Raw genomic sequence first — 26,483 nt, forward strand, 5'->3', positions numbered from 1 at the left:
AGCGAGCTTGCGAGCTCATCAATAAACACAGCGCGTTCGCGAGAGCGCCTACCGAGCGCCAGCGAGGTGGCTGCGTGAGCGAATATACCGCGGCCGCGCCCACGCCGACGCCGACTCCGGCCGGCACCGGCGGGACCGGATACACCAAGAGCGCCGTCCAGTTGGAGCGCGAACGCTACCGGGCGGCGCGCAAACGCCGGGAACGGCTGATCGCCGGCGTGTGCGGGCTCGTCCTGATCGTCGTCGTGGCCGTGGCCGTGGTGTCCTCGCCCGGCTGGGACCTGGTGCACCAGAAGTTCCTCAACGGCACCGAGTTCCGCCAGCACTTCGGCCAGATCCTGCACGGCTTCTGGCTCAATGTGCAGATGTTCGTGGTCTCCGAAGTGCTGATCCTGGTCCTGGGCCTGGCGATCGCGCTGACCCGGGTGACCAGGGCGCCGGGCCTGGCGCCGATCCGTTGGGCCGCGACCCTGTACGTGGACGTGTTCCGCGGCGTGCCGACGCTGCTGCTGGTGTTCCTGATCGGCTTCGGCCTGCCCGCGTTGCAGTTGCAGGGCACGCCCTCGTCCCCGGTCGTGCTCGGCTGCATCGCCCTGGTGCTCTCCTACGGCGCGTACGTCGGCGAGGTGTTCCGGGCCGGTCTGAACTCGGTGCACCCGGCACAGCGCAACGCGGCCAAGGCACTCGGGCTGAACGAGCACCAGACCCTGCGGCACGTGGTCCTGCCGCAGGCGGTCCGCAACGTGGTGCCCCCGCTGCTCAACGACTTCATCTCGCTGCAGAAGGACACCGCGCTGGTCGCCACGCTCGGCCCGCTCGAGGCGCTGCGACAGGCCCAGATCGCCTCGTACGCCGACTTCAACTACACCCCTTACCTCGCCGCGGCAGTGCTCTTCATCGCGGTGACGATCCCGATCGCCCGGTACGCCGACTGGTTGCAGCGCAGGGCGATCGAGCGGCAGTGGGCGGAGGCACGATGAACGAGGCGTTGCTGCGCATCAGAGGTCTGCGCAAGCAGTACGACGGCCGGACGGTGCTCGAGTCGGTCGACCTGGACGTGTCCGAGCACCAGGTCGTCTGCCTGATCGGCGGCTCGGGCTCGGGCAAGTCGACCCTGCTGCGGTGCGTCGACCTGCTCGACACCGTGGACGACGGCACTATCCACCTCGGCGAGACCGAACTGACCGATCCGCGTCTCGACGCGGACGCGGCCCGGCGGCGCATCGGCGTGGTCTTCCAGTCCTACAACCTGTTCCCGAACATGAACGTGCTCGCCAACGTGACGCTGGCGCCGCGCAGGGCGCACAAGACGCCGCGGCGCGACGCGGAGCTGTACGCGATGGAGCTGCTCAGCCGGCTGGGCCTGGCCGAGAAGGCGAAGGACTACCCCGACCGGCTCTCCGGCGGCCAGCAGCAGCGCGTCGCCATCGCGCGGGCCCTGGCGACCCAGCCGGAACTGCTGCTGTTCGACGAGATCACCGCCGCGCTCGACCCGGAGCTGGTCGGCGAGGTGCTCGACGTGGTCACCGACCTCAAGCAGCGCGGCCTGACGATCCTGATGGCCACGCACGAGATGGGCTTCGCCCGGCACGCCGCGGACCACGTCTGCTTCCTGGAAGGTGGCGTGATCCGGGAGCAAGGCACGGCCGAGCAGGTGCTCAGCGACCCGCAGCACCCGAGCACGCAGCGTTTCCTGGCCCGGGTGCTGGAACACAAGTAGAGCCGCAGGGCCCTTACGAATTCGCCTTCGCGGTCGTCTTCGCGGTGCCGGTGACCTCTGTCAGTGCCTTCACATCGTTGGCGCTGCCGTTCTGCACGCCGGTGAGCAGGACGGTATCGCCGGCGTGCACGCCGCTCAGCGAGCCCTTCTGGTTCCCGGAGATGCGGTAGCGGGTGCTCGACTGGACGGTCCAGGTCCAGGTCGTGCCGGAGGCGTCGGTCACGGTGACGGCGTCGCCGTTGATCGAGGCGACCTTGCCGGTCTGCCACTCCTGCACGGCGAAGGATCCGTCGGCTGCCTTGACCGTCTCCTGTCCGTGCACACCGCGACCGCGTAGCAGTGCTCTGGCATCGCGGCGTGCGACGGCCCGGCGCCCGGCACAGGCACGCGGATGCTTGGCCTTGGCTGCCGGCTTGCAGCCCGCCTTGGCCGAGGCCGAAGCCGTCGGGTTCGCGGCGGCGGCGTTGCTTGTGTTGACGAACCCGGGCGAGGAAGCGAAGGCCTCGGTTCCGCCGAGCACCAGTCCCCCGGCCGCGACCACGCCGGCCGTCGCCATGGCCGCCCTACGCATCGTCAGCTTCATGTGAGCAGCCTATGACGCGGGTGATAAGCGGCGCGTAAGGTCGCGTAAAAACCCGGCTAGGGCTGGCGTTCAGGACATACCGGTGAGGTCTCCGAGTTCTGTGATGCGTTCGAGGACGTCGGCGGGGCTGAAGTCCAGGCTGTCAGGATCGGCCCGCTCGACCTCGTGCCATTCCAGTGGCGTGGAGACGGCCGGGGCCGCCTCGCGTGCGCGCAGCGTGTAGGGCGCACTGGTGGTGGCGCGGGAATGGTTCTGCGCCCAGTCGACCAGAACCTTGCCGCCGGCACGGGCTTTCGCGCCGCGGACGTGCGTGATCAGATCGCGGTGCGCGGCACTCAGTCGCTGCGCGATCGACTTCGCGTACGCGACGGCGTCGTCGATCAGCCAAGGCGGATCCAGCGATATGTAGAGGTGCAGCCCTGCGCCGCCGGTGGTCGTCACGAAGCTGTCGAACCCGTCCTCGGCGAGCATTTCGTGCACCAGCAACGCGACTTTGCAGCAGGTGCCGATGTCCGCGCCCTCCCCCGGGTCGAGGTCGAAGACGATCTGGTCGTGCAGGTCCGGGCCCGTCTCAGCGGTCCACTGCGGAACGTGGATCTCCACGCAGTAGTAGTTCGCCACCGCGATCAGCGTCTCGATGTCGTCGACTGCGACATGCGTGTGATCAGCCTTGGGCACCTTGTGGATCCACTTCGGCAGTCCGGGCGGCGCCTCGTGAGTGAAGAAGCGCGGGCCGGTGGAACCGTCCGGAGTACGCAGGAACGAGGCCGGACGACGCCGGATGTGCGGAAGCAGGAAGTCGGCGACGTGCAGGTAGTAGTCGAGCATCTGGGCCTTGGAGAAATCCGGCCACAGTGGCTTGTCCAGGTGGGAGATCGTGACCCGCCTGCTGCCGACCTGCGTGACCATCCGCTCGGGCATGAGTTCGGGGATTCCGGTATCGATGGATGTATGGACACTCCGCGCGCGGTCGCAGTAGTCATCGACGGTCATCGAGCCCTGATCATGAAGCGCTACCTGCGGAGGGCGCTCGCGGCCGAGTGCGATCGATGCATCGACCTGGGCTGTCCCGGACCGCGCTGCCCCGGCCACCACTACGCCGTCCTGCCCGGCGGCCATGTCGAAGCGGGTGAGACCTTCGAGCAGGCGGTACTACGCGAATTGCGCGAGGAGACAGGGCTTTCCGCGCGTATCAGCCATCTGCTGTGGACCGGCCGGCACAACGGTCGCGCCGCCTCCTACTTCCTGATGACCGACGTCACCGGCACCATCCGACTGTCCGGTGAGGAAGCGGAACGGAACCGGCCCGAGAACAGCTACGAGCTGGTCTGGGCCGGGGCCGACGCGTTCGACGAGGTGAACCTCGTCCCCGCCGACATCCGGCCGCCGCTCGCCCGGTTGCTGGCGGGCGAGCGGCTGTTCGGCGGGCCGACCGTGCCCCCGGCGCCGTCCGCGCCGTTCGGCGGGCCGGTCACCGAGGGTTGAGCTTCAGCGTGGTGGCCCGCGCCTCGTCGGCGGTGATGCTGGCCACCGGCCCGGGATAGCGGCTGTACTTGTCCCGGTAGGCGGCGTCGATCCGGTCGCCGACCTTGTCGCTCGCACCGATGTCCGCCAGGGCCACGTCGGCGTCCACATCACCCGCCGTGACGTGGCCCTCGTGGCTGGACCGAGTCGTGCGGTACCAACCGCCGCTCTCGCCGCGTACCGAACGGATGTACACGTCGTCGCCCACCCGGACACCCCACACGATCCGCGGGGTGGCCAGGCTGCCGTCCTTACGGCGGGGCGCGATCTGCAGTTCGTCCGTCCGGTCGATTTCGATGAGCTGCTGCTCGGTCCACATGGGCACGGCTCCTTCGCATCGGGGTCGGAACCCATCCTCACCCGAAGGGCCACGCCAGGCGACCGAAACCGCCCTAGCGGGTGAGCGAAACCGGGTTGACCTGCACCTCCGCCGCGAGGCTGCCGCTCGTGCCGCCGTGGCCGAGCTCGCGGACCGCACCGGTGACCTCGACCAGCGCGCGGTGGCGGATCGCGTCAGGCGAAGCCGCGCCGGCAAGCCAGAGTTCGATGTCTCCGGGCTCGACGATGCGCGTGCCCTCGCGCCCGGTGAAGGCGGTGAGGTCGGCACTCCCGGTGAACCGGATTCGCTTGGCCTCGCCCGGTTCCAGCGCCACCTTGGCGTAGCCGACGAGGCGGGCCCAGGGCCGGGTGGTCTGCGCGTACGGGTCGTGCAGGTAGAGCTGCACGACGTCGCTGCCGGCCCGCTCGCCGGTGTTGCGCACGGTGAGTTCGAGCTCGAACGTACCGTCGACCGGCATCTCGTCCGAGGTGACCGCGTAGTCCTCCCAGGCGAACTCGGTGTAGCTCAGGCCGTGGCCGAAGGGGAACAGCGGCGTCGGATCGATGTTGCTGATCGTGTTGGCCAGGCCGAGCTGCGGCTGCAGGTACGTCCACGGATCGCCGCCCACGCTCCGCGGCACACTGACGGGCAGCCGACCCGACGGGTTGACCCGGCCGGTGAGCACTCCGGCGACAGCGCTCGCGCCTTCCTCACCGGGGAAGAAGGTCTGCACGACGGCCGCGACGCGGTCCGCGTACTCGCCGAGGGCGTAAGGCCGCCCGGTGCAGAGCACGAGCACGACCGGCGTGCCGGTGGCGAGCAACGCTTCGAGCAGCGCGCCCTGCTCGCCGGGAAGCGACAGGTCCGCCGCGTCACAGCCCTCGCCGCTGGTACCGCGACCGAAGAGGCCGGCCCGGTCGCCGAGCACGGCAACGCAGACATCTGCGTCCAGTGCCGCGGCGATGGCGCGCTCGAAGTCGTCAGAATCCTCATTCGGCCCCACGACCGCGCAGCCGCGCGCAGTGGCGATCTCGGTCTGCGGCAGCTCGTCGCGCAGGGCTTCGAGAATCGTGGGGATCCGGAGGCCGATCGGCACCTCAGGGTGCTGCGGTCCGACGTGCATGGGGAACGAGTAGCAGCCGAGCATCGCGAACGCCTCGTCGGCCAGCGGGCCGACCACAGCGACCTTGCCAATGCTCTGCTTCTGCAGCGGCAGCAGGCCCTGCTTGTTGTCCAGCAGGATCACCGACTGCTCCGCGAGACTCCGAGCGAGCGCCCGGTTCGCAGGCGTGTCGAGGTCGACGCTTCCGGGCGCCGGTTCCGGCAGCTGCGCCGGATCCGCGGATTCGCCTACGGCGTCGCGCAGCACCGGCGGAACGGGCGACCAGTCCGGGTCGAGCAGCCCGAGCTCGCACTTCTGCGTCAGCACGCGGGTGACTGCGCGGTCGACGTGCGCCTCCGGGATCCGCCCGGCGGTCACCGCGTCCACCAGTCGCCGGCCGTATGTGTGCACCGTCGGCAGCTCCACGTCGACGCCCGCGGCGAGCGCCTGACGTGCGGCATCCGTATCGTCGACGGCCACCGCGTGCGCCGAGTGCAGGAAGCCGATGCCGAAGTAGTCGGCCACCAGGGTGCCGGTGAAGCCCCACTGCTCGCGCAGCAGACCCGTCAGCAGCTTGGCGTCCGCGGCCGCCGGAACGCCGTCCACCTCGGTGTAGGCGTGCATCACCGAGCGGGCCCCGATCGTGCGCACGACGTGCTCGAACGGCGGCAAAATCACATCGGCGAACTCACGAGCGCCCATCCGGACGGGCGCATGGTTGCGCGCGCCGGTCGAGGCGGAGTACCCGGCGAAGTGCTTGAGCGTGGCCACCACGCCCGTCGACTGCACGCCCTTGACGTAGGCCGCGCCGATCGTGCCGACGAGACACGGGTCCTCGCCGATGGTTTCCTCGACCCGTCCCCACCGCGGGTCGCGCACCACGTCGAGCACCGGCGCGAGCCCCTGCAACACGCCGACCGAGCGCAGGTCCGCGCCGATCCGCGCGCCCATCTCGGCGACCAGCTCCGGGTCGAAGGCGGCACCCCAGGAAAGCGGCACTGGGTAGATCGTGGCGCCCCAGGCGGCGAACCCGGCCAGGCACTCCTCGTGCGCCAGCGCAGGGATGCCGAAGCGGCTGGCCGCCACGATGCCCGCCTGCGTGCGGGCGAGCGAGAGCGCGCCGAGGGCCGGATCGACCGGCGCGGTGCCGAACGGACGGGTGAGCTGGCCGAGGCCGAGCTTGGCCTGCTCGTCCAGGTCCACCTGCTCGGCCAGGTTCTCGTGCATATGGGGGGCGACTTCGCCGCCCTCGGTGTCCGCGCCCACCCAGACTCCGTAGAGCTGGGCGCACTTCTCGGGAAGCGTCATCCGGGCGATCAGGTCCGCGACCCGCTCCCCCGCCGGCCGGGCGGTGTCGCGCCACGGTGGGAGGTCGTCGGATCCGGGCTTCGGGAACACGGTGAACCGGCCCGGCTCGGCTTCGAAGCCGAGGTCCGAGCCGTCAATGGTGGTGGTCATGCGGCCGTATTTCTAGGTCTGCGGGGGCGATCGGCGTCGAGGTGGGTCGGGGTCATTTGCCGCCGACTCCCATGACGCCGCTGATCAGCGCGCGGCGGGCAAGCAGGTAGACCGCGAGCATGGGGATGCCGGAGAGAGTGAGCGCGGCCAAGGTGGCCGGCAGGTTCAGTCCGTACTCGCTACTCAGGTTCCACAAGCCGGTGGTGAGCACCTCGTTCTCGGGCGATTGGGTCAGGATGAGCGGGAAGAGCAGTCCGTTCCACGCGGCCAGGCCGGTGAACACGGACACGGTGCTGATGCCGCCCTTCGACAGCGGCACGGCCAGGGTGAGCATCATCCGCAGCGGCCCCGCGCCGTCCAAGGCCATGGCCTCGTACAGCTCCTCGGAGATGTCCCGCATCGTGCCCACCAGCACCAGCAGCGTCACCGGCATGGCGAACGCGGCGGTGGGCAGGATGATCGCCCACAGCGAGTCGTAAATGCCCATCTTCGCGACCATCACCGACAGCGGCACGATGATGACCGGTGCCGGGATCGCCAGGCCGAGCAAGAAGACCCGGAAGACGAGCATGCCCTTGGTGTCGGGCGCCCGCACGATCGTGAACGCCAGCGGCACACTCAGGACCAGCACCAGCGCCATCGTCGCGACCGTGACGAGGACGTTGTTGAGCAGCAGATGCAGGAACCCGCTCTGCAGCACCAGCCGGTAGTTGGCCAGCGTGAAGTTCGCGGCCGGCTGAAGCAGCTTGCCGCCGAGCGCGGAGCTCTGCGGCATGAACGAGGCGTTCACCATCACGTAGACGGGAACGAGCACGACCAGCAGCCAGGCGAACGATGCGGCGCCCGCGATCGGGTTCGCCTGCCGCAGCCGCTTCCGCAGGGCGCGGTTGCGGTCGGCGTTCTTCCGGCCGGTGTCGCCGGGGTTGGTGTCGCCGGAGCCGCCGATCGGCGGGCGTGCGCCGGAGGTCACGGCGACGGGACCGGTCGCGAGCTCCGTCCTGGTGTCGAGAGCCATTCCGATCACATCCCTTCGCGCGTGCTGCGCATGGAGCCGAAGCCGCTGAACTTCACCATGACCAGCGACAGCAGGGTGGAGACGATCACCAGGGCCGTGCCCAGCGCGCTCGCGTAGCCGAAGTCGAAGTTCTGGAAGGCGTTCTGGTACATCGCCAGCGACAGCGTGGTCGAGGACGTGCCCGGACCGCCGTTGGTGAGCAGGAAGACCATCTCGAACGAGGTCAGCGAACCCACGATGATCAGCACTGAGGAAGTGGTGATCGTGTGCCGCAGCTGAGGCAGCGTGATGTGGAAGAACTGCGAGACCCGGCCCGCGCCGTCGAGCGAAGCGGCCTCGTACAGCGACTTCGGGATCTGCCGCGCGCCGCCCTGGTAGATCAGCGTGTGGAACGGCATGAACTGCCAGCCGCCCACGAACACCAGCGCCAGCAGCGCGCCGTGCGAAGAGCCGAGGATGTTGCCCTGCGGGAATCCGAGCCACGGCCCGAACGTCGACGCGAGGCCGAAGTTCGGGTCGAGCAGTGCCTTGAACAGGAGCGAGATCGCCGTGCTGGACAGCACCAGCGGAAGGAAGAAGAGCGCGGACATGATGGCCCGGTTGCGCTGCTTCCCCGCCGCCCACACGCCGATGAGCAGCGAGATGGGCGTCTGGAAGAGCCAGCTGAGCACCGTCATCTCGACCGTCAGCGTCGTGGCCTGGCGGATCGCCGGATCGCTCAGCAGCCGGTGCCAGTCCTGCAAGCCGACGAACCGCGCCGGGCCGATCCCGCTCCAGCTGCCGCAGAAGGACAGGTAGAGCGAGTAGAGCATGGGCGCGATGGCGAACAGCGCGAAGAACAGCACGCCGGGCAGGGCCCAGGCGAGGCGCGGCCGGCCGACCTTGGCGCGTCGAGACGCGGCGCCTTGGCGCTGCTGGGGCTTGGTGGCGGGAGCAGTGAGAGTCATCAGCCGACGTTCTTCTGAAGGTTCGTCATGTCACTCTCGAACTGCGAGACCGACACCTGACCGGCGAAGAACCTGCCGACCTCGGTGTCGAGCGGAGTGCCGACGGTGGTGGGCAGCGCCTGGTCCCAGGAGAGCTGGAAGGACGGAGCCTTCTGCACGGTCTGGTACTGGAACTGGAGGAACTGCGAGTTCGGGTAGCTCGGCAGTAGCGCCCCGGCGTCGGTGTTCGTGGGCATGTTGCCGCCCGCCAGCTGATCCTTCTCGTACGAAGTCTGCGTCATGAACTGGACGAACTTGATGGCCGTGGCCAGGTTCTTGGTCCTCGCGGAGATCGACCAGTAGTTGGCCGGGTTGCCGACCACGTCCGCCGGATCACCGGTACCGCCCGGGACGGTGGGGAAAGTCGTCCAGGCCTCGTCGTTCTCGGCGAACGAAGCGTGGTTGGTGACCTGGTTCGCGTAGTCCCACGAGCCCATCAGCTGCATGCCGGCCTTGCCGGTGCCCAGCAGCGTCGGCGCGGCGTTGCTGGTGTAGTTCTCTGAGGTGAAGGTGCTGCCGAACGCACCCTCCTTGATCAGGAGGTTGATGTCGTTCAGCGCCGTGCTCATGGCCGGATCGCTCCAGGCCGAGGCGTCGCCGCTCTGGATCTTCTGGAAGACGGAGGCACCGCCCACCCGGTCGAGCAGGTACTCGAGCCACATCAGCGAGGGCCAGTTGTCCGAGTCGCCGAGCGCGAACGGGGTGATGCCGTGCGCCTTGAGCGTGGTGACCGCGGTCTGCATCGCGTCCCAGGTGTTCGGCGCCTGGAGGCCGTACTGGGCGAAGAGGGTCTTGTTGTAGAACAGCACGACCGGCTGCATCCCGCGCATCGGCACGCCGTAGTCCTTGCCGTCGACCGCGCCGGCGGAGACCACCGACGGCAGGAAGGCGTCCTTCAGCGGAGCCTCGTTGAAATACGGCGTCAGATCGACGAGCTGGTCGGCCTTCACGTAAGGCTCGATGCTGCCGCCGCCCCAGTTGAAGAAGACGTCCGGCGCGACGGGAGAGCTCATCACCATGCGGAGCTTGGAGGCGTAGTTCGCGCCGGGCACGGTGACAAGCTTGACCTGCACCTTGGAGGTCTTGTTAAAGTCACTTACGGCCTGTTGCTGAACATCGGTGGAACCGTCGCCATAGGTGTAAACGACGAGAGCCCCGTCCCCGCCCAAAGACGAGGAATTGCATCCCGCGGCGGTGAGCGTCAGGCCCGACACCACGGTGAGCGCCAGCGCCGTGCGCGAGAATCGACCGCCGAAACGGCGCGAGATCCCTCGCATTCCGGACTTCGTTGTCACCGGGTACCTCGCCTGAGCTCGAAAGTTTCGTGCATTCTATCGAATCTTGCAGGAAAGTTAACCGGGCAGATTTTCGATGTCAAGTGCGGTTTCCACAGAGCGGAACAAGCAAGGATCGACAACCGGCGCCGATACGAGTCGGCGACAGGCACTGCCGGATCGGCCGCCCAGGGGCTATGATCAAGCCCGTGACCTCACGCGTAATCCCCGCACAGGCTACCGGCGGCTCGGCCGGCAGCCCGCTCGGCGAGTCAGCCACCCTCGCCGACATCGCCCGGGCCGCCGGGGTTTCGACTCCGACAGTTTCGAAGGTGCTCAACGGCCGTGCCGACGTCGCCCCCGCGACGAGGGAGCGCGTCGAGGCGCTGCTGCGCGCCTGCGGCTACCGCCGCCGCTCCATCCAGGCCGCGCCGCTGCTCGACCTGGTCTTCCACGAGCTCGAGAGCGCCTGGGCGATGGAGGTGATCCGCGGCGCCGAGCAGGTCGCGCACCAGGAGGGCCTGAGCCTGGTGCTGTCCCAGTCCGCCGGCCGCCTCACCCCGGGCCAGACCTGGCTGGACGGAGTCCTCGCCCGCCGCCCCACCGGCGTGCTGCTGGTGCTCTCCAAGCTGGAGCCCGCGCAGCGCGACCAGCTCGCGACCCGCGAAATCCCCTTCGCCGTGATCGACCCGGCCGGCGAACTCGAGCCCGACGTCCCCGCCGTCGGCGCCACCAACTGGCAGGGCGGCCTCGCCGCCACCCGCCACCTGCTCGAGCTCGGCCACCGCCGCATCGGCGTCGTGGCCGGCCCCGACCGGATGCTGTGCAGCCGCGCCCGCGTGGACGGCTACCGCGCCGCCCTCGAGACCGCCGGCGTCAAGTTCGACCCGAACCTGGTGCGCGCCGGCGACTTCCACCACGAAGCCGGCAACGACTGCGGCCGGCAGCTGCTCGAGCTCGAAGACCGCCCCACCGCCATCTTCGCCGGCAACGACCAGCAAGCCCTCGGTGTCTACGAAGCCGCCCGCGAGCTCGGCCTGCGCATCCCCGACGACCTCAGCGTCGTCGGCTTCGACGACCTCCCCGCCGCCCGCTGGGTCGGCCCGCCCCTGACCACCATCCGCCAGCCCCTGGCCGAGATGGCCGCCGAAGCCGCCCGCATCGTCATCGGCATGGCCCGCGCCAACGACCGCGGCCCCTCCGCCAACCGCGTCGAACTCGCCACCGAGCTCGTCATCCGCAGCAGCACCACCCCGCCCCGCCGCTAGCGCGCCGCGAAGCCCCGCCGCTAGCGCGCAGCGAAGCCCCGCCGCTAGCGCGCAGCGAAGTTCGCCGCGGCGGGTGCCGCGAAGTTCCGCCGCGCCGGGTGCCGAGGCGCGGCGCGCCGAGGCCCCTCCGAGGCACCCCGCAGCGGGCGGGGAAGCCGGCGCGGGCACGCGGCGCGGGCGGAAGCGCGGCGGAGCCCACGCGGATGGGCGGCGCTGGAGCGCGAAACTGCGGCGGCGCGGAAGCACGCCGGTACGACGCGAACGCCGGGGCGCCACGGAAGCACGCCGCCGCAGAAGCATCGAGCCGCGAATCCGCAGCACGAAAGTCAGGCGCAGCAGAACCGCTGAGCCAGGGAGTGTGGCGCAGCAGCACTGCCGGGCATCGAGGCACGAAGGCCGCTCCGAGCGACAAGACGCGAACCGCTTCCGAGCGCCGGACTTATGAGCAGTCGAGCCAGCGACATCCGCCGCGTCCCCGAACCGCCGAGAGTGACGCCTACCGCGTCGCCGAGCACAGAGGCACGAAGCACCCTCCATGCGACGAGGCACTAGATGACTGATCGGGTTTCATTGCGTGGGGGTGGCGAACCCGTCGATCTGCTGTGAACGATCACGAAGGGTGTCCAGGCTGGATAGCGAATAACCAATCTCACCTGGGAGTTCGCTATGCACATCGACCTGGACACCCTTCTGACTGCACTCTACGTGGCGCTGACCGACTGCATCATGCCTTCGCTGGAATCCGCCCCCGACCGCCCCGGTCGACCGCCGGAGGTTACCGACGCCGAGGTCGTGTGTATCGCCGTAGCCCAAGCCCATCTGCGCTTCAACGACGAGCGCCACTGGATCCGCTCGGCCCCGAAGCTGATCGGGCACCTGTTTCCCAGGCTCTTGTCTCAATCGCAGTACAACGTGAGACTGCGCGCCGTGGGCCCGCTGATGCAGCACACGGTGTTCTACCTCGCGACCGCGTGCCCCTCCAGTCAGGACGTGGTCCGTCTGATCGACGGGACCAAGGTGATCTGCGGAACCTCGCGCACGACGGTGCGCTGCTCGAACCTGTTCGGATACGCCGGCTACGGCTACGACAAGTCCCACAGTGTGTACTTCTGGGGCTGCAAACTCCTCCTCGAGGTCACCGCTGACGGCCTGGTCACCGGGTTCGTCCTGGTCAACCCGAAACTCATCGACGAGCGCCGGGCCGTGCTCCTGATGCAGGAACAGCCATACACGACGATGCCCCACGCCACCACGGCCGTGGGCGACAAGGGGTTTCGCAGCAAACCCTTCGAAGCGGAACTCCTCGATCAAGGCGTCGTCCTGGTGCGCCCGGCGATGCGCAACGAGACAGATCCGGGGGTGTTTCCCAAGTGGTTTCGCAACCGGGTCGAATCCGTCATCGACACCCTCAAGGGTCAACTCGGCATCGAGCATCCAGGAGCACATGAACCGTCCGGACTGTTCGCCCGCGTAGTCCAGCGCATCCTGGCCCTGAACGCCGCCGTCTGGCACAACTGGAGCACCGGCGCGCACGTCAAGCGCTCCCTGATCGCCTACGACCACTAACCAACGACCCGACCAGCCAAAACGCTCGCGCCACCCCCGCGCAATGAAACCCGATCAGTCATCTAGCCGCTTCCGAAACACCGGGTCCACGAGCCGTCGAGCAAGCCTCACCCCGCCGCGTCGTCGAGGTCCTGCAGTGCGGAAACGCCCCCCCCGAAGCATTACGGCACAACGCGCGGACATGCCGTGGAGTTGCCCCAGCGCGGCGCCAGCACGCCCGCCACGTCAGCGAAGATCTTCAGCCGCAGCGCCTCCGCGTCGCTCCCCCCATAAATTTGCTGAGGCGCAGCGGTCGGTCCGTCGAGTCGCCGGGCGCGGGGCGGCCCCTCGTGCGCGGCGCATCTCACGGGACGCGGCTCTTCATGTCGAAGCGCTGAAATCTTCACGCACAGCGGCGCCGGCGGCCATGGACTCGTTGGCCGTGAGGTCGACGGCTGCGGCATGGCTCGCGTCCGGCACGACCAAAGCGTCCGGCTGACCTTGGGGCCCCCTCCCCGCCCCCACCCCACCCCTCCCCCGTTTCGCGGCTGACCGCAGCCCGGCGCTCACCGTGACTCGTCTCGGGCACACGACCACCACTGGGCCCACCCGTGACGTGTCCAAGGCTCGTACCTATGGCCACTCCCTGAACTCTGTACGAGCGTCAGACGTGCCACGCTGCTTCCCGCGAGCATCGATGTCTAATATTCGATCTAGGATATGCAAAGGCTCCTCTCGTTTCGACGGCCTCGGCTTCGTTGCCGCAGCGGCGCCTTGCGGCGGCGATTCGTTCGCTTCATCCGAGCTGACGATTCGAAATACTGACCGAAAATTTCGGGCGCTCTGAGAAGGCGAAGCGAGCGCTTCGGATCCGACTCGCCGTTAGAAGGCTTACAAGGGCTTAGTTCGCGCTTCTTGTTTCGCGGCGGCGCGCGCGTGGATGCCGCTCGTGCGTTTCCCGCATTTGTCGGTGCGAGCTCCCGGCGCGGCGGCGTGAATGGAGTGTCGCTGGCTTCTACCAATGCCGCGCACGAGCGCTGGCGGCTCCAACGGACGCCGTTGTGTTGGGAGCCGAATAGTGCGGCTGGCCACATGCTGGTTAGCGCGGTTCCCCACACACCCGGCCGCGATAGTTGGGCCGCCGCGCCGAAGCCGACAAGCATCGCGGCGAGCGCCGTTGTCCACTGCATGGTCCTCCCTCTTGCTATTGCCCTGCCCGTCACCCTGTGAAATTACCCGATATCTTGAGAGTAGCGATGCCTTGTGGTGTATGCGAGGTATTGGGAAATTTCTTAGGAAGCTGGCCGCTATGAGGTCCGTGTGCACGCTTGGGATGTGGGCCGGACGTACCGCGTCGCGTACGCCGTCGGGAATACATGATTAGTCATGCATGTTCCACTCGGCAGTGACCGCGAGCCCATCGGCACACGGCGGGCACCCCTGAGAGTTGGAGGACAGGACATGCAGTTCGGGATCTTCTCCGTCAGCGACGTCAGCCGGGATCCGACGACCGGGCGCACACCGAGCGAGGGCGAGCGGATCGACGCGGTCGTCGAGATGGCGGCGCATGCCGATCAAGCGGGCCTGGACGTCTTCGCGGTCGGCGAGCACCACAATCCGCCGTTCTTCGACTCCTCGCCGACGACCCTGCTCTCCTTCATCGCGGCGCGGACCCAGCGCATCATCCTTTCGACCTCGGTCACTCTGGTCACCACCAATGACCCGGTGAAGATCGCCGAGGACTACGCGATGCTCCAGCATCTCGCCAAGGGCCGGATGGACCTGATGCTCGGCCGAGGGAACACCGTGCCGGTCTACCCGTGGTTCGGCAAGGACATCCGCAAGGGGGTGCACCTCGCGCTGGAGAACTACAACCTCCTGCATCGGCTGTGGCGCGAGGACGTCGTCGACTGGAACGGGGACTTCCGCACGCCGCTGCAGGGCTTCACCTCGATACCGAGGCCGCTCGACGACGTGCCGCCCTTCGTCTGGCACGGATCCATCCGCACACCGGAGATCGCGGAGCAGGCCGCGTACTACGGCAACGGCTTCTTTGCCAACAACATCCTCGCGCCGAACGGCAACTTCAAGCCGCTGGTGGACTTCTACCGGAAGCGCTACGAGCACTACGGCCACGGCCGCGCGCAGGACGCCATCGTGGGCCTCGGTGGGCACTCGTACATCGCCAAGCGCTCGCAGGATGCTTACACCGCCTACCGGCCGTACTTCGAGAACAACCCGCACGGCATCCGGATCCCGCTCGAGGACTGGACTCAGGCGACGCCGACGAGCGTGGGCAGCCCGCAGGAGGTCATCGACAAGACCCTGACGTTCCACGACCTGTTCGGCGACTACCAGCGCCAGCTGTGGGTCGTCGACGGCTACGGTCTGCCCCAGGCCGAGGTACTCAAGCAGATCGACCTGCTTGCCGAGGAGGTCGTGCCGGTGCTGCGCAAGGAGTTCGACTCCCGACGCGCGGCAGGGGTGCCCGACGCACCGACGCATGCGTCGCTGGTGCAAGCCAAGTACGGCGACGGACCGGTGCGGCACCCGCGTCCGAACCCGAACCGGGGCGACAACACGACGGGCGCCTCGCCGTACCAGGACACTGACGCTGAGACCACGGCCATCCACCCGACCCCGTGAGAACAGAGAGTGGAAGCCGTGAGCGGCAACGGAGATGGGAGTCGGCATGGACGACCACATGAAGGACGCGCGCACGGATGAACCGAGCGGCGTGCGGCTGGCCACCGAGGCTTGGGAAGCGCTCTTTCGCGCGCAGGTGGTGCTGGCACGCGAGTTCGCCGGCGAGGACGTGTGGGGCGAGCTCACGCGGCAGGACTATGACGTGCTCTACACGCTCTCCAAGTCGTCGGCGGGACTGCGGATGACCGAGATCAATGAGCAGATCATGCTGACGCAGCCTGGTGTATCACGGCTTATAGCCCGCTTGGAGCAACGCGGCTTTGTCGAACGTCGACCGGATCCTGACGATGCTCGTGCGCAACGGATCGGGCTCACCGCGGCGGGACGCGAGGTGCAGCAGGTCGTCGGGCGACGCCACGTGCGGCAGATCGTGCGGGCTATGAACCGTGCGCTCGAGGGCGATCAGCTGCGGCAGCTACACGAACTGTGCAGCGCGTTGATAGCGGGGGCGGGCGCAGCGAAGGTGGAGCGCGAAGGAAAGGCGACCGCAAGCGCGGAGGACAGCTTGAGGGGAGCGAGTCTCCGGCGCGCAGAGGGTGCGGACGCGGAAGGCGGCGCGGCCGGCGTGGGGCGGCGAGGGGGCTCCAGCGGATCAGCGGGATCGCTGTCGGTACCTAAGGCGGGCTTGGGGCGGGCGCCGGACTCGGCGTCGAACTCGGCGGAGCCGGAAGTGCGGGCGGCGACGGAGTGGCAAACCAAGCCCTGAGTAGCGAGCGGGCTCGGGGCTGGGGTGGCGGGCGAAATCGGCGTGGCTGGCGGAGCTGGGGCAACGAGCTGAGCGGAGTAGCGAGCGGGCTCGGGGCTGGGATGGCGGGCAAATCGGCGTGGCTGACGGAGCTGGGGCAACGAGTTGAGCGGAGTAGCGAGCGGGCTCGGGGCTGGAATGGCAGGCGGCAACGGAGCCGCGGGCGGAGAGTTGGGATGAGCGGGAAAGGAACTATGGGATGAGCATGGGCAACGGCGGGAGCGCGGGTGGACAGCCGCGGGGTGACGACGTGCGCGACATCGTCATCATCAGTGCGGGGGTCAGCGAGCCTTCTTCGTCCACGCTGCTGGGTGAGCGGTTGGCCGCTAAGACGCTGGCGGGGCTTCGTGGGCGTGGGGTTGAGGCGCGGGTTTCGACGATCGAGCTTCGGGCGCTGGCGCTGGACGTCGCCAAGTCGAATGTGGCGGGGTTCGTTGTGGACTCACTGCGTCCAGCGGTGGAGCGGCTCGCCGCTGCGGATGGCGTCATTGCGGCGACTCCTGTCTACAAAGCCGGGGTGAGCGGGCTTTTCAAGTCGTTCATCGATGTGCTGGATGACGACCTGCTCATCGGCAAGCCGGTGGCCGTGACGGCTACTGCGGGCAGTGCCCGGCATGCGCTTGTTCCGGACGAACAGCTGCGGCCGCTCTTCGCCTACCTTCGGGCGCTCGTCATCCCGACGGCGCTCTTCGCCGGTCCGGAGGACTGGGGGGCGCCCGCGCTCGGGGAGCGGATCGAGCGTGCTGCCATCGAGCTTGCTGCGCTGGTGGCGAGCGGGGTGGGCGGCGCGATCGCGGCGGAGACGTGGTCGCGGCATGAGCACCGGTTCGGCGGCGCGGCGGGGTCGGCGGCCGGCGGAGACGGGGATGGTGACGCGGGCGGGGACGGGAACGGAAGCGGGGCCAGAGGCGGCGATGAGTTGTCAGGCGTGGATTTCGACTCGGAGTTGATGCGGTTGGCGACTGGGGGCGGGCGCGCGGGCGCGGGGAACTGAGTCCGGAGTGGGAGTGCGGGCGGCTCGGGCGGGCGGGGTAGGCCGCTCGGGCAAACCTGTGGGTGGGGGCGTGAGCGGGCGCGGACAAGACTGGGTGCGTGGGCAAGGGCGAGGTGCGGGCGGTAGGGCTGCGCGTAGACCGGGTGGCGCAGCGCGGTGAGCGGGGGCGGGGGGCGGCGGGGGATGGTCGAGGGGTACTGGACTCGGCTCAGCTCGCCTTGGAGGCATGCGCCATGCGGAACCGGACTCCTACCCTCATGCTGAACAACGGCATCGAGATGCCCGCGCTCGGCTTCGGCGTCTTCCAGACGCCGCCGGAAGTGACGACGGAGGCCGTGCGCGCGGCGCTGGAGACCGGGTACCGGCTGATCGATACGGCTGCCGCTTACGGGAACGAGCGGGAGGTCGGGCACGCTCTGCGGCTGTCGGGGCTGCCGCGGGACGAGGTTTTCGTCGAGACCAAGGTGTGGATCAGCGACTTCGGGTACTCCGAGACGCTGCATGCCTTCGAGAAGAGCGCTAAGAAGCTCGGGCTTGAGCGCATCGACCTGCTCATCCTGCACCAGGCTTTGCCGTCTCGATTCGAGCTGACTCTGGAGGCTTACCGGGCGCTCGAGACGCTGCACGCGGAGGGGCGGGTGCGGGCGATCGGGGTGAGCAACTTCATGGAGGATCATCTCAGCGCTCTGCTTGAGGTGGCGTCGCTGATCCCGGCGGTCAACCAGATCGAGGTGCATCCCTACTTCAGCCAGGTGGGGGTGCAGAAGGCGGATGCGGCGCGGGGGATCGTGACGCAGGCTTGGTCGCCGATCGGGGGGATCACGAGCTACCGCGGGGGCGGGAGCAGGACGTTCGACGATCCGGCGATCGGCCAGATCGCTTCGGATCACGGGAAGACGGCGGCGCAGGTGATGATCCGGTGGCATCTGCAGCAGGGGCGGTCGGCGATTCCGAAGTCGGTGCGGGCGGAGCGGATCGCGGAGAACTTCGACGTGTTCGACTTCGAGCTTTCGACTGCGGAGCTCGACATTCTGGACGGGCTGGACACCGGTGTGCGGGGTGGGCCGGAGCCGGAGGAGGTCACGTTGGAGGCGTTCGGGCGGGAGATCGCGGAGGCGGTTTGATTCCGCTGGTTGACCTTGCGCTGGCCGGGTTCCTAGGCTCGTGACCATGGTGGCTTCTCTCTCTCCGTCGTCCGAACCGTCCGTCCTCGAGCTCGCGGCGGGAGGCGTCAGCCTGCTTCTCGATGTGAGCGGTCCGAGCTTGCCGCGCGTCGTCTACTGGGGGGCGCGTTTGACGCGTGACGCGGATGGCGCGGCGTATTGGGGGACGGAGCGGGCTGCGGGGCTGGTGGCGGGCTTGGGTCATGACGGCTTCGACACGGCTGGGTCGCTCATGCCTACGCAGCTGACCGGCTGGTTCGGCCGTCCGCTGCTTTCCGGGTACCGCGATGGTGGGCAGCTGCCTGTCTCCTTCGCCTTGTCCGGGCCGATCAGCGCCGGGTCGATGACGGATTCTTCGGCCGGGCCGGGCAGCGCGGTCACCTTCGCCGGTGTGGATGACGAGGCGGGTCTGCGGCTGCGCACCGAGATCGAGATGACTGCGCACGGGGTGCTGCGGATGCGGCACACGCTGACGAATGTGAAGCAGACGCCGTATACGCTCGAGCGGCTGACGTGCGCGCTGCCGTTGCCTGCGCAGGCCGCGGAGATCCTGGACTTCACCGGGGGTTGGGCGAAGGAGCGCAGTCCGCAGCGTTCGCCGCTGCGGGATGGCGTGTGGTCACGGGAGAGTCGTCGCGGCCGCACTGGTTTCGACGCGGGGCTGCTGGTCGTCGGCACGCCCGCGTTCGGGTTCGAACATGGGCACGTGTGGGGTGTTCACGCGGCGTGGAGCGGCAATCACGTGCACTACGTGGAGAAGCTGCCGGATGGGCAGACTGTGCTCGCCGCCGGTGAACTGCTGGAGCCGGGCGAGATCCGGCTGGGCGAGGGCGGGGCGTATCAGAGTCCGTGGGTGTACCTCGTGCACAGCGATGCCGGTCTCGACGGCCTCAGCCGGAGCCTGCACGCGAGTATGCGCGCCAGGCCGTCGCATCCGCGTTCACCGCGGCCGTTGACGCTGAACACGTGGGAGGCGGTGTACTTCCAGCACGACGAGGGCACCATGCGGCACCTGGCCGATCTGGCGGCCAAGACGGGCGTGGAGCGGTTCGTGGTGGACGACGGGTGGTTCCTGGGGCGCCGCGGCGACGACGCCGGGCTCGGGGACTGGTACGTCGACGCGGCTGTCTGGCCGGCGGGTCTGCACGGGATCGCCCGGCACGTCAAGGATCTGGGCATGCAGTTCGGGCTCTGGTTCGAGCCGGAGATGGCCAATCCGGATTCCCGGCTGCTGCGCGAACACCCGGACTGGGTGCTGGCCGACGAGCGCCGTCTGCCGCGCGAGCAGCGTAATCAGCACGTGCTCGACCTCGCCCGGCCGGAGGTGTACGGGTATCTGCTGGAGCGGATCAGTTCCCTGGTATCCGAGTACGGCATCGACTACATCAAGTGGGATCACAACCGCGATGTGGCCGCTCCGATTCATGGCGGTGTGCCCGGCGTGCACGCGCAGACCCTGGCCGTCTACCGGCTGATGGACGAGCTGCGTGAGCGGCATCCGGAGCTTGAGATCGAGTCCTGCTCCTCCGGCGGCGCACGCGCGGACCTGGGTGTGCTGGCACACAGCGACCGGGTCTGGGGTTCGGACAACATCGATCCGCTGAGCAGGCAACGGATTCAGCGCTGGACTGGGCTGATGCTGCCGCCGGAGCTGATCGGGTCGCACGTGGGCGCCAGCCCTGCGCACACCACCGGGCGCGAATCGCGGCTGTCGATGCGCTGTGCCACGGCGTTGTTCTGCCACGCCGGGATCGAGGCCGACCTGAGCGCGTGGGCTGAGCGCGACGTGGAGCGGCTGACCGCGTGGTCCGCGGTGTACAAGGATCTGCGTGCTCTGCTGCACACGGGAGACGTCGTGCGCGTGGACCATCCGGACGCGGCGGCCTGGGTGCACGGCGTCGTCTCGCCGAGCCGGGACAAAGCAGTGTTCGCATACGTCCAGCTGGAGCCGAGCATCGGCGACCGGACGGCGCCGATTCGCTTGCCTGGCTTGGATCTCGGCCGCGAATACGTGCTCGAACCGGTTGTGGCCGCGAGTGCGCCGGAGGCCGTGTGGCCTCGGTGGGCCGGGCTTCAGCAGCCTGAGCCGGTTCGGTTGACGGGGGCCGTCCTCGGTCGCGTCGGCGTGGCGGGACCTGCGCTGGCGAACACTCCGGGCGAGGCTTTCGTCTTCACCGTGACCGCTGTCGCGGGCGGCTGATCGGCGCGCGCGACGTCGCAGAGTGCCGCGGGGGCTCAGGCCGCCGCGGCACCGTCGTATTCGGCCTGGGAGTGCAGGACTTGCGGCATCGCGTCCTCGAGCATCTGCACGAACTCCCACAGCTTCTCCGTGGTCGACGCGCCGAGCTCGGTGAGGGTGTATTCGACCCGGGGCGGGATGGTGGAGTGCACGGCGCGCTCGATGAAGCCGTCGCGCTCAAGCGCGTGCAGGCTCTGCGCGAGCATCTTCTCGCTCACCCCGTCCACCCGCCGGCGCAGCTCGTTGAACCTGGTCGGGCCCTCGCGCAGGGCGATGAGCACGAGCGATCCCCAGCGGCCGGTGACGTGTTCCAGCACCGGACGCGACGGGCACAGCTTGCCCAGCACGTCGAAGGGCGGCTCGTTCAGGCCGTCCGCGCTCTCGGTACTCATGCACCCAGGGTAACCCAAGGCGCCCGGAACTCGAAAGTACGATCCACTCGACCGTGCTTTCACTTCGGTTGCGCTTTCCAAAAGTTAGTGCCATCGTGTGGGAGGCAGTCACCAGGCCGTCATCCACCCGAACGGGAGCTCGTCATGATCGTCATCACCGCCGCCAGCGGACAGCTCGGCCGTCTCACCCTCGAAGCGCTGCTGGAGCGCGGCGTGCCGGCCGGCCGGATCCGCGCCGCGGTCCGCGACCGGGCCAAGCTGGCCGACTTCGCCGCCCGCGGGGTCGAGGTCGTCGAGGCCGACTACGCCGACAAGGAGAGCCTGGTCAAGGCCCTGGCCGGGGCCGAGAAGTTCCTGCTGATCTCCAGCGTCGGCTCGAACGAGGAGCGCCTCGCCCAGCATCTGACCGCAGTCGCCGCGGCGCGCGAGGCGGGCGTCGGCCACATCCTCTACACCTCGATTCCCGAGGCGCAGACCAACCCGATCGGCTTCGCCTCGGTGCACAAGGACACCGAGGAAGCGATCCGGGACTCGGGCCTGCCCTTCACCTTCCTGCGCAACAACTGGTACTTCGAGAACACCACCGCGAGCCTTGGCGCCGCACTCGAGCACGGCGCGATCATCGGCTCTGCCGGCGAGGGCCGGATCGGCTACGCGACGCGCGCCGACTACGCCGAGGCTGCGGCGGCCGTGCTGGCGAGCGAGGGTCATGAGGGCAAGGCCTACGAGCTCACCGGCGACGTCGCGATCACCCAGGCGGAGCTGGCAGCGGAGGTCTCCCGGCAGTCCGGCAAGGAGGTTCGCTTCCAGAACCTGTCCGAGGCCGACTACCGGCAGGCGCTCGAAGGCTTCGGCCTGCCGCCGTTCCTGGCCGAGGCGCTCGCCGAGGCTGACGCCCGCATCGCGGAGGGCGCGCTGGCCAAGACGACCGACACGCTCTCGAAGCTGATCGGTCGGCCGACCACGACGCCGGTCGAGGCAGTCGAGCAGGCGCTGGCGGCGCTGGCCACGTCGCGCTGATCGGGCTCTGTATCGTGGGCACGTGTCTCGGCCGATGAATCTCGCAGCGCTGGGGCCGTACTTCGCCGCCGACGTGCACGCACCGGGCTCTCAGCCCGGTGCGCCCTGGCGCCCGATGGCCGAGCTGCTCGACGATCCAGACGTGTCGGCCGGGCGGGTCGAGGCCGTACGCGCGTTTCTCGCCACTGCGGGACAGGTTCCAGCGGAGTCGATCCCATTGCGGGTGGCGGCTTCCGTCACGCACTTGGGTCTGGTCGCGCGCACGCTCTCGCCGGTGTTCGCATTGGCGGTCATGGGCCGCCCTCTCTCGCCGATCGGCCTGCGCGATCTGTACTGGCAGCCGACCCTGGGGAGCATGTTCGCGCTCTCCATCCCGGACAGCGACTCAGGGAGCTACGACGGCAGCGGAGGATTGATCCCGCCTTCGGTGCTCGAACTCAGCGAGCTCATGGGCCGGTTCGGCGTCTCGCCGCGCGTGCTGCGCGGCAATGTCGCCTCCGCGCTCAACGGCGCTTGCATTGCGCTGAGCAGCGCGGATCCGGCCGCAACGACGAACGCCCGGGCCGTGAGGGCCCGGGCGCTGTCAGAATCCGTACTTGCCGATGCGTGGCGGATCACGGTGGAAGGCCGCTTCCAGCGCCGCAGCTGCTGCCTGATCTACCAGGCGGCACCGGATCGCAGAGGCGCGCTGTGCGGCGACTGCGTCCTGCTGCGGCCCGTCGAACCGGATTAGGGAGCCGCCGGAACCGGCTCCTCGCTCGGCGCCGGCTGCTCCTGCGTCGCAGGCTTCTTCTTCCGGCCGCCTCCGCGCAGGAAACGCTCGAGCAGAGCGCCGAACGTCAGCGCGATGACCGTCCAGATCAGCGCCTGGTTCAGCAGCGAGTACCAGCGGAACTTCCACAGCACGTCCGCGTCGAAGCCGGGGTAGACGATCTGGCCGGGCGCGTAGGACGTGCCGTCGACCATGATCGGGGTGGACAGGATGTTGACGATCGGCTGGGGCGTCTCGGTCGAGGCGCGGGCGTAGCCGAACTGGTTGGTGGCCGCGACGTTCGCCGAGAGATCGCCGAGCGAGGGCAGCAACCCGATCAGCACGCCGTAGACCACCAGGAATGCGACGGCCGCGAGGACGACCGAGGTCGTCATCGTGTACCGGCGCGAGAGCCGCCGTGCCAGGAACACGGCCGCCGCGAGCAGGATCAGCGATGCGGCGACCAAGGCCAGGTACAGATGGCCCCGCGTGGTGATGGTGAAGGTATGCCCGATCGCCGGCGGGTTGGCCGGGTACTTCACGTACGGCAGCAGGAACACGCCGACGAAGCCGTAGGCCGCGAGCAGCCACACCAGGGTGCGCGGACGCACCCGGAATCGGCCGTGCACGACCAGATACGCGACCGCTACCAGGGCGCCCATGGCGGCGGAGAACGCGATCAGGCCGGTGGCGATGCCGACGGTGGACTGGACGGTGCGGGAGAAGATCTCCGGTCCGTCCGCGGCGACCGTGCGTCCGGCCGCCTTGTTCAGCGCGGCCAGCGCGTCGTCGCGTCCTGACTCGTAGTCGATGGCCTTGTTGATGACCGGTTCGGCGAAGACACGGGCGAAGACGAACGCGAGCACGCCGGCGAAGACCCCCGCCAGCGCGCCGCGCAGAATCGTGCGGATTTCCACGGGAACCCCGGCTCAGTGGCAGGGGAAGCCGAGGAAGTGCCGCGAGTCGTGCACCCACTCGTGGATGACCATCGTCCGGCCGAAGAGCGAGGTCATGCCCTCGTCGACGCCGACGAAGTAGTAGGCGGCGAGTGCCAGGAAGACGGTGATGCTGAGCAGGGCGATGATCCGGCCGCGGGAAAGAGCCTCGGATGAGATTCCGACCTTGGGAGCCGGGCTGGCGCCGTGCAGGGGGATGGTCGTCATGATACGGATACCTCCTCGGGGGATGGTGCGTCCCTCGCTACGTGGATGGAGCGTCATGACGGCGACAGATCTGACTGACCGCCCCGCGTGGGCGGATCACAGTGGCGCCACCGTGCCGGATTCTCACCGACTTCCGTGCACCGTCATCTCCTGCGGAGTCTAGGGGCGCGGGCCGCGATGGCACAATCCGCGCACCGCCGCGTTCGGAAGCGCCCGGCCCGAGCCCGCGCCCTGGTAGGTTGCTGATATGAGTGGCCTTGCGAACAGTCCGTCGGGACGCGACGACGGCCGACAGCAGGAGATCCTCGACCTGCTGCGGAGGATTCCGCAGCTCGCCGACGTCGGGGATCTCGCTGTCGAGCCGCTGACCGGCGTCCAGAGCCTGAACAACTCCAGCTGGATCGTCACGACGCCGGGACGCTCCGATGCGGTCGAGAAGTTCGTCCTGCGGGTGCCCGAGCCGGGGCGAGCCGCCCACTTGGGTATCGACCGGGCTGAGGAGGCTGCCGCCGCTCGAGCCGCCGCATCAGTCGGCATCGGGCCAGAGGTCGTGTACTGCGACACGACATCCGGCGATATGCTGACACGCTGGGTCACGGGCCGGGCATGGGCCCCCGAGGACCTGCGCGAACCGGAGAACCTTCGCCGTACTGCGGAACTTCTGCGCGCCATGCACGCCGTCACCGACATCCCGGGCGAGCCCGGCGCGGTGTACCGGAGAATCCGGCATCTGATCGGCAACGCCCAACGCCTCGGGTTGGAGATGCCCGCGCATCTGCCCGAAGCGCTGCACCGGCTCGACGATCTCGAAGCGCGCCTCGCGGCGATGACGGACGGACGCTGCGGGCTCAACCACAATGACCTGTGGGCCAACAACATCCTCGGCAGTCCCGAGCGCGTCTGGTTCATGGACTGGGAGTTCGCGGGCGCCGGCGACGGTCTCTACGACTTGGCCAGCGTGTCGATGTCGGGCGGCTACGGTCCGCAGGACGAGGCCCGCCTGTTCAGCGAGTACGGGCTGAGCGGACCGGAGGAACATGCGGCCGTGCAGAGCGCCAAGTGGGTCGTGCGCTTCTTCGAGGGCGCGTGGTCGCTCACCATGCATCAGCTCACGTCGTCGAGAGCACCGAACGCGGCGAACGGGCCGATCCCGGCGAACGCCGCTACATCAGGGTTCGACTATTTCGGCCACGCGACGTACATGCTCGATGCGGTCGCGGACGGCCCGGATCCGGTGGGTTAGCGGCCCGGATTAAGCGGTATCTTCCCACCGCGCCCCCGGCGTTCATCGACTCGGCCAGCCGACGCGTCGCATCGTTCACGAGGCCGTCCCACGCCGTGCCGACACTGTCGGCAAGCACCATGAATACGCCCGTCATAGGCCTGTGCAGCCTGTCGCCCCGGCAAGGAAACGCATGAAACTGGCTGTCCAAGACGACGTACCCGAGCAGCCGGCCGCGCCGCTGCCGGACGCCGCCCCGAAGCCGCTGCTCGACACGCCGCAGACGCGCGCGGCCTCCCTCACCATGTGGACATTCGTGGTCCTGCCGCAGCTGTGCCTGCTCGCGGCCATCCCGTTCGCCTGGGGCTGGGGGCTGTCCCCGCTCGACGTAGCGCTGGCAGTGCTCTGCTACTGCGTTTCAGGCATCGGTGTCACCGTCGGATACCACCGGTGCTTCACCCACCGCGCCTTCAAAGCGAAGCGGGGACTGCGGATCGCGCTTGCCGTGGCCGGTTCGCTCGCGATCGAGGGCTCGCCGGTGCAGTGGGTGGCCAACCACCGCCGCCACCACGCCTTCGCCGACCGGGAGGGTGATCCGCACTCGCCGTGGCGGTACGGCACCGACTCCCGCGCCATCGTCAAGGGCCTGCTTTACGCGCACATCGGCTGGATGCTGCGGCGGGAGCTGAGCAACCGGGCCAGGTTCGCGCCGGACATCGCCGCGGACCGCGACCTGCGCCTCGTCGGCCGGCTGTTCGGCCCGCTGACCTTGGTCTCCCTGCTCGGGCCGGCTCTGGTCGGCTATCTGGCGACCGGCACCGCGCACGGCGCGCTGGAGGCGTTCTTCTGGGCCGGGATCATCCGGATGGGGCTGCTGCACCACATCACCTGGTCGGTGAACTCGGTCTGCCACGTCGCGGGCAAGCGTCCGTTCCGCTGCCGCGACCGGGCCACCAACTTCTGGCCGCTGGCGCTGCTCTCGTTCGGCGAAAGCTGGCACAACGGCCACCACGCGGATCCCAACTCGGCCCGGCACGGCATCCTGCCCGGACAGATCGACCCCTCGGCACGGGTCATCTGGCTGTTCGAGCGCCTGCATTGGGCGTACGACGTGCGACAGCCGCGGGTAACCGTGGAGCCACCCAGCGCAGGTACGTAGCGGCGACGGCATCGGCCTCTACCGGTCGCTCGGGTTCGCCGAACCCCGCTACCCCGCGCTGCAGCTGCGGATGGCGCGAACCGCCGGGTAGCGCCTGGAGCGAGGCGGCGAGAAGCAGATCTCACCGACCGCGCG

At 68.8% G+C, this 26,483-nt stretch carries 24 protein-coding genes; 14 read left to right on the forward strand and 10 right to left on the reverse strand.

The genetic code is table 11. From position 1 onward, the window contains the following. Positions 1–74 precede the first annotated feature (74 nt). Together ACTRO_RS17990 and ACTRO_RS17995 are read left to right on the forward strand one after the other, a co-directional pair. Positions 75–980, forward strand: a complete 906-nt coding sequence (locus tag ACTRO_RS17990) for an amino acid ABC transporter permease (protein WP_084316358.1) — start codon at positions 75–77, stop codon at positions 978–980. Continuing rightward, complete coding sequence (locus ACTRO_RS17995; protein ID WP_034275391.1) at positions 977–1,720, forward strand: amino acid ABC transporter ATP-binding protein; 744 nt, start codon at positions 977–979, stop codon at positions 1,718–1,720. Before ACTRO_RS17990 ends, ACTRO_RS17995 begins: the two co-directional genes overlap by 4 nt. A gap of 13 nt (positions 1,721–1,733) precedes the next feature. Here ACTRO_RS17995 and ACTRO_RS18000 read toward each other — a convergent pair whose 3' ends face one another. Together ACTRO_RS18000 and ligD are read right to left on the reverse strand one after the other, a co-directional pair. Beyond that, on the reverse strand, positions 1,734–2,303 hold the full coding sequence (locus tag ACTRO_RS18000) for a hypothetical protein (RefSeq protein WP_157436319.1): 570 nt from the start codon (positions 2,301–2,303) through the stop codon (positions 1,734–1,736). A 69-nt stretch (positions 2,304–2,372) separates the two neighbouring features. Then, positions 2,373–3,224 carry a non-homologous end-joining DNA ligase gene (gene ligD / locus ACTRO_RS18005; protein ID WP_034264486.1) on the reverse strand — a complete coding sequence of 284 codons (852 nt, stop codon included), beginning with the start codon at positions 3,222–3,224 and terminating at the stop codon, positions 2,373–2,375. Positions 3,225–3,254: 30 nt separating this feature from the next. Here ligD and ACTRO_RS18010 point away from each other — a divergent pair, with 30 nt between their 5' ends. Beyond that, entirely contained in the window at positions 3,255–3,788 is a 534-nt protein-coding gene (locus ACTRO_RS18010) for an NUDIX hydrolase (protein ID WP_084316359.1), read from the forward strand. Here ACTRO_RS18010 and ACTRO_RS18015 read toward each other — a convergent pair. The 5 genes from ACTRO_RS18015 to ACTRO_RS18035 all read right to left on the reverse strand — a co-directional run bounded on the left by ACTRO_RS18015 (position 3,775) and on the right by ACTRO_RS18035 (position 9,984). Then, positions 3,775–4,146, reverse strand: coding sequence for a DUF2255 family protein (locus ACTRO_RS18015; protein WP_034264489.1), 372 nt, complete (start codon positions 4,144–4,146; stop codon positions 3,775–3,777). The two genes, ACTRO_RS18010 and ACTRO_RS18015, sit on opposite strands and share 14 nt — an antisense overlap. Before the next feature lie 73 nt (positions 4,147–4,219). After that, positions 4,220–6,706, reverse strand: a complete 2,487-nt coding sequence (locus ACTRO_RS18020; protein ID WP_084316360.1) for a beta-xylosidase/alpha-l-arabinosidase — start codon at positions 6,704–6,706, stop codon at positions 4,220–4,222. 52 nt (positions 6,707–6,758) lie between these two features. Then, positions 6,759–7,721 (reverse strand): carbohydrate ABC transporter permease, encoded by a 963-nt coding sequence (locus tag ACTRO_RS18025; RefSeq protein ID WP_084317099.1) that lies wholly within the window; start codon positions 7,719–7,721, stop codon positions 6,759–6,761. Between the two features lie 5 nt (positions 7,722–7,726). Continuing rightward, the gene (locus ACTRO_RS18030; protein ID WP_034264491.1) at positions 7,727–8,668 is read right to left on the reverse strand and encodes a carbohydrate ABC transporter permease; all 942 of its coding nucleotides are present in this window, start codon (positions 8,666–8,668) and stop codon (positions 7,727–7,729) included. After that, complete coding sequence (locus ACTRO_RS18035) at positions 8,668–9,984, reverse strand: ABC transporter substrate-binding protein (protein ID WP_051451004.1); 1,317 nt, start codon at positions 9,982–9,984, stop codon at positions 8,668–8,670. The genes ACTRO_RS18030 and ACTRO_RS18035 overlap by 1 nt, the downstream gene beginning before the upstream one ends. Positions 9,985–10,178: 194 nt before the next feature. Here ACTRO_RS18035 and ACTRO_RS18040 point away from each other — a divergent pair, with 194 nt between their 5' ends. From ACTRO_RS18040 to ACTRO_RS18070, 7 genes are all read left to right on the forward strand, one after another. Further along, positions 10,179–11,249, forward strand: a complete 1,071-nt coding sequence (locus ACTRO_RS18040; RefSeq protein ID WP_034264496.1) for a LacI family DNA-binding transcriptional regulator — start codon at positions 10,179–10,181, stop codon at positions 11,247–11,249. Positions 11,250–11,915: 666 nt separating this feature from the next. After that, a complete protein-coding gene (locus ACTRO_RS18045) occupies positions 11,916–12,815 on the forward strand; it encodes an IS982 family transposase (RefSeq protein WP_034263273.1) in 900 nt (299 codons plus the stop codon). Positions 12,816–14,255: 1,440 nt separating this feature from the next. Beyond that, the gene (locus ACTRO_RS18050; RefSeq protein ID WP_034264499.1) at positions 14,256–15,440 is read left to right on the forward strand and encodes a CE1758 family FMN-dependent luciferase-like monooxygenase; all 1,185 of its coding nucleotides are present in this window, start codon (positions 14,256–14,258) and stop codon (positions 15,438–15,440) included. Positions 15,441–15,486: 46 nt separating this feature from the next. Then, positions 15,487–16,206 (forward strand): MarR family winged helix-turn-helix transcriptional regulator, encoded by a 720-nt coding sequence (locus ACTRO_RS48985; RefSeq protein WP_211244316.1) that lies wholly within the window; start codon positions 15,487–15,489, stop codon positions 16,204–16,206. A 238-nt stretch (positions 16,207–16,444) separates the two neighbouring features. After that, positions 16,445–17,239 carry a CE1759 family FMN reductase gene (locus ACTRO_RS18060; protein ID WP_063628025.1) on the forward strand — a complete coding sequence of 265 codons (795 nt, stop codon included), beginning with the start codon at positions 16,445–16,447 and terminating at the stop codon, positions 17,237–17,239. A 257-nt stretch (positions 17,240–17,496) separates the two neighbouring features. Then, entirely contained in the window at positions 17,497–18,363 is an 867-nt protein-coding gene (locus ACTRO_RS18065; protein WP_245594413.1) for an aldo/keto reductase, read from the forward strand. 46 nt (positions 18,364–18,409) lie between these two features. Next, positions 18,410–20,602 carry an alpha-galactosidase gene (locus ACTRO_RS18070; protein WP_034275404.1) on the forward strand — a complete coding sequence of 731 codons (2,193 nt, stop codon included), beginning with the start codon at positions 18,410–18,412 and terminating at the stop codon, positions 20,600–20,602. A 35-nt stretch (positions 20,603–20,637) separates the two neighbouring features. Here the strand turns inward: ACTRO_RS18070 and ACTRO_RS18075 are convergent, their stop codons facing one another. Further along, positions 20,638–21,033, reverse strand: coding sequence for a winged helix-turn-helix transcriptional regulator (locus ACTRO_RS18075; protein WP_034264505.1), 396 nt, complete (start codon positions 21,031–21,033; stop codon positions 20,638–20,640). Positions 21,034–21,177: 144 nt separating this feature from the next. Between ACTRO_RS18075 and ACTRO_RS18080 the strand changes: the two genes are divergently transcribed. Next, positions 21,178–22,053, forward strand: a complete 876-nt coding sequence (locus ACTRO_RS18080) for an SDR family oxidoreductase (protein WP_034264508.1) — start codon at positions 21,178–21,180, stop codon at positions 22,051–22,053. Positions 22,054–22,168: 115 nt separating this feature from the next. Next, a complete protein-coding gene (locus ACTRO_RS18085) occupies positions 22,169–22,786 on the forward strand; it encodes a (2Fe-2S)-binding protein (RefSeq protein WP_169739917.1) in 618 nt (205 codons plus the stop codon). On the opposite strand, the gene ACTRO_RS18090 is transcribed toward ACTRO_RS18085, so the two are convergent. Together ACTRO_RS18090 and ACTRO_RS18095 are read right to left on the reverse strand one after the other, a co-directional pair. Next, on the reverse strand, positions 22,783–23,721 hold the full coding sequence (locus ACTRO_RS18090; RefSeq protein ID WP_034264513.1) for a CbtA family protein: 939 nt from the start codon (positions 23,719–23,721) through the stop codon (positions 22,783–22,785). The two genes, ACTRO_RS18085 and ACTRO_RS18090, sit on opposite strands and share 4 nt — an antisense overlap. Before the next feature lie 12 nt (positions 23,722–23,733). Next, positions 23,734–23,967, reverse strand: coding sequence for a CbtB domain-containing protein (locus ACTRO_RS18095; RefSeq protein ID WP_034264517.1), 234 nt, complete (start codon positions 23,965–23,967; stop codon positions 23,734–23,736). A 247-nt stretch (positions 23,968–24,214) separates the two neighbouring features. On the opposite strand from ACTRO_RS18095, the gene ACTRO_RS18100 reads away from it, so the two are divergent. Further along, positions 24,215–25,210: a phosphotransferase gene (locus ACTRO_RS18100; RefSeq protein ID WP_034264520.1), complete on the forward strand. Its 996-nt coding sequence runs from the start codon at positions 24,215–24,217 to the stop codon at positions 25,208–25,210. Positions 25,211–25,382: 172 nt separating this feature from the next. Then, the gene (locus ACTRO_RS18105; protein ID WP_051451005.1) at positions 25,383–26,348 is read left to right on the forward strand and encodes an acyl-CoA desaturase; all 966 of its coding nucleotides are present in this window, start codon (positions 25,383–25,385) and stop codon (positions 26,346–26,348) included. Positions 26,349–26,483: the final 135 nt, after the last annotated feature.

This window comes from Actinospica robiniae DSM 44927, from assembly GCF_000504285.1.
In the GTDB taxonomy this organism is placed as follows: Bacteria; Actinomycetota; Actinomycetes; order Streptomycetales; family Catenulisporaceae; genus Actinospica; species Actinospica robiniae.

Bases quoted from the DNA above. Each gene is read 5' to 3' on its own strand.
- ACTRO_RS17995 (WP_034275391.1), top strand. From the start codon at position 977: ATGAACGAGGCGTTGCTGCGCATCAGAGGTCTGCGCAAGCAGTACGAC.
- ACTRO_RS18000 (WP_157436319.1), bottom strand. From the start codon at position 2,303: ATGAAGCTGACGATGCGTAGGGCGGCCATGGCGACGGCCGGCGTGGTC.
- ligD (WP_034264486.1), bottom strand. From the start codon at position 3,224: ATGCCCGAGCGGATGGTCACGCAGGTCGGCAGCAGGCGGGTCACGATC.
- ACTRO_RS18010 (WP_084316359.1), top strand. From the start codon at position 3,255: ATGGACACTCCGCGCGCGGTCGCAGTAGTCATCGACGGTCATCGAGCC.
- ACTRO_RS18015 (WP_034264489.1), bottom strand. From the start codon at position 4,146: ATGTGGACCGAGCAGCAGCTCATCGAAATCGACCGGACGGACGAACTG.
- ACTRO_RS18020 (WP_084316360.1), bottom strand. From the start codon at position 6,706: ATGACCACCACCATTGACGGCTCGGACCTCGGCTTCGAAGCCGAGCCG.
- ACTRO_RS18025 (WP_084317099.1), bottom strand. From the start codon at position 7,721: ATGGCTCTCGACACCAGGACGGAGCTCGCGACCGGTCCCGTCGCCGTG.
- ACTRO_RS18030 (WP_034264491.1), bottom strand. From the start codon at position 8,668: ATGACTCTCACTGCTCCCGCCACCAAGCCCCAGCAGCGCCAAGGCGCC.
- ACTRO_RS18035 (WP_051451004.1), bottom strand. From the start codon at position 9,984: ATGCGAGGGATCTCGCGCCGTTTCGGCGGTCGATTCTCGCGCACGGCG.
- ACTRO_RS18040 (WP_034264496.1), top strand. From the start codon at position 10,179: ATGATCAAGCCCGTGACCTCACGCGTAATCCCCGCACAGGCTACCGGC.
- ACTRO_RS18045 (WP_034263273.1), top strand. From the start codon at position 11,916: ATGCACATCGACCTGGACACCCTTCTGACTGCACTCTACGTGGCGCTG.
- ACTRO_RS18050 (WP_034264499.1), top strand. From the start codon at position 14,256: ATGCAGTTCGGGATCTTCTCCGTCAGCGACGTCAGCCGGGATCCGACG.
- ACTRO_RS48985 (WP_211244316.1), top strand. From the start codon at position 15,487: ATGGACGACCACATGAAGGACGCGCGCACGGATGAACCGAGCGGCGTG.
- ACTRO_RS18060 (WP_063628025.1), top strand. From the start codon at position 16,445: ATGAGCATGGGCAACGGCGGGAGCGCGGGTGGACAGCCGCGGGGTGAC.
- ACTRO_RS18065 (WP_245594413.1), top strand. From the start codon at position 17,497: ATGCTGAACAACGGCATCGAGATGCCCGCGCTCGGCTTCGGCGTCTTC.
- ACTRO_RS18070 (WP_034275404.1), top strand. From the start codon at position 18,410: ATGGTGGCTTCTCTCTCTCCGTCGTCCGAACCGTCCGTCCTCGAGCTC.
- ACTRO_RS18075 (WP_034264505.1), bottom strand. From the start codon at position 21,033: ATGAGTACCGAGAGCGCGGACGGCCTGAACGAGCCGCCCTTCGACGTG.
- ACTRO_RS18080 (WP_034264508.1), top strand. From the start codon at position 21,178: ATGATCGTCATCACCGCCGCCAGCGGACAGCTCGGCCGTCTCACCCTC.
- ACTRO_RS18085 (WP_169739917.1), top strand. From the start codon at position 22,169: ATGGCCGAGCTGCTCGACGATCCAGACGTGTCGGCCGGGCGGGTCGAG.
- ACTRO_RS18095 (WP_034264517.1), bottom strand. From the start codon at position 23,967: ATGACGACCATCCCCCTGCACGGCGCCAGCCCGGCTCCCAAGGTCGGA.
- ACTRO_RS18100 (WP_034264520.1), top strand. From the start codon at position 24,215: ATGAGTGGCCTTGCGAACAGTCCGTCGGGACGCGACGACGGCCGACAG.
- ACTRO_RS18105 (WP_051451005.1), top strand. From the start codon at position 25,383: ATGAAACTGGCTGTCCAAGACGACGTACCCGAGCAGCCGGCCGCGCCG.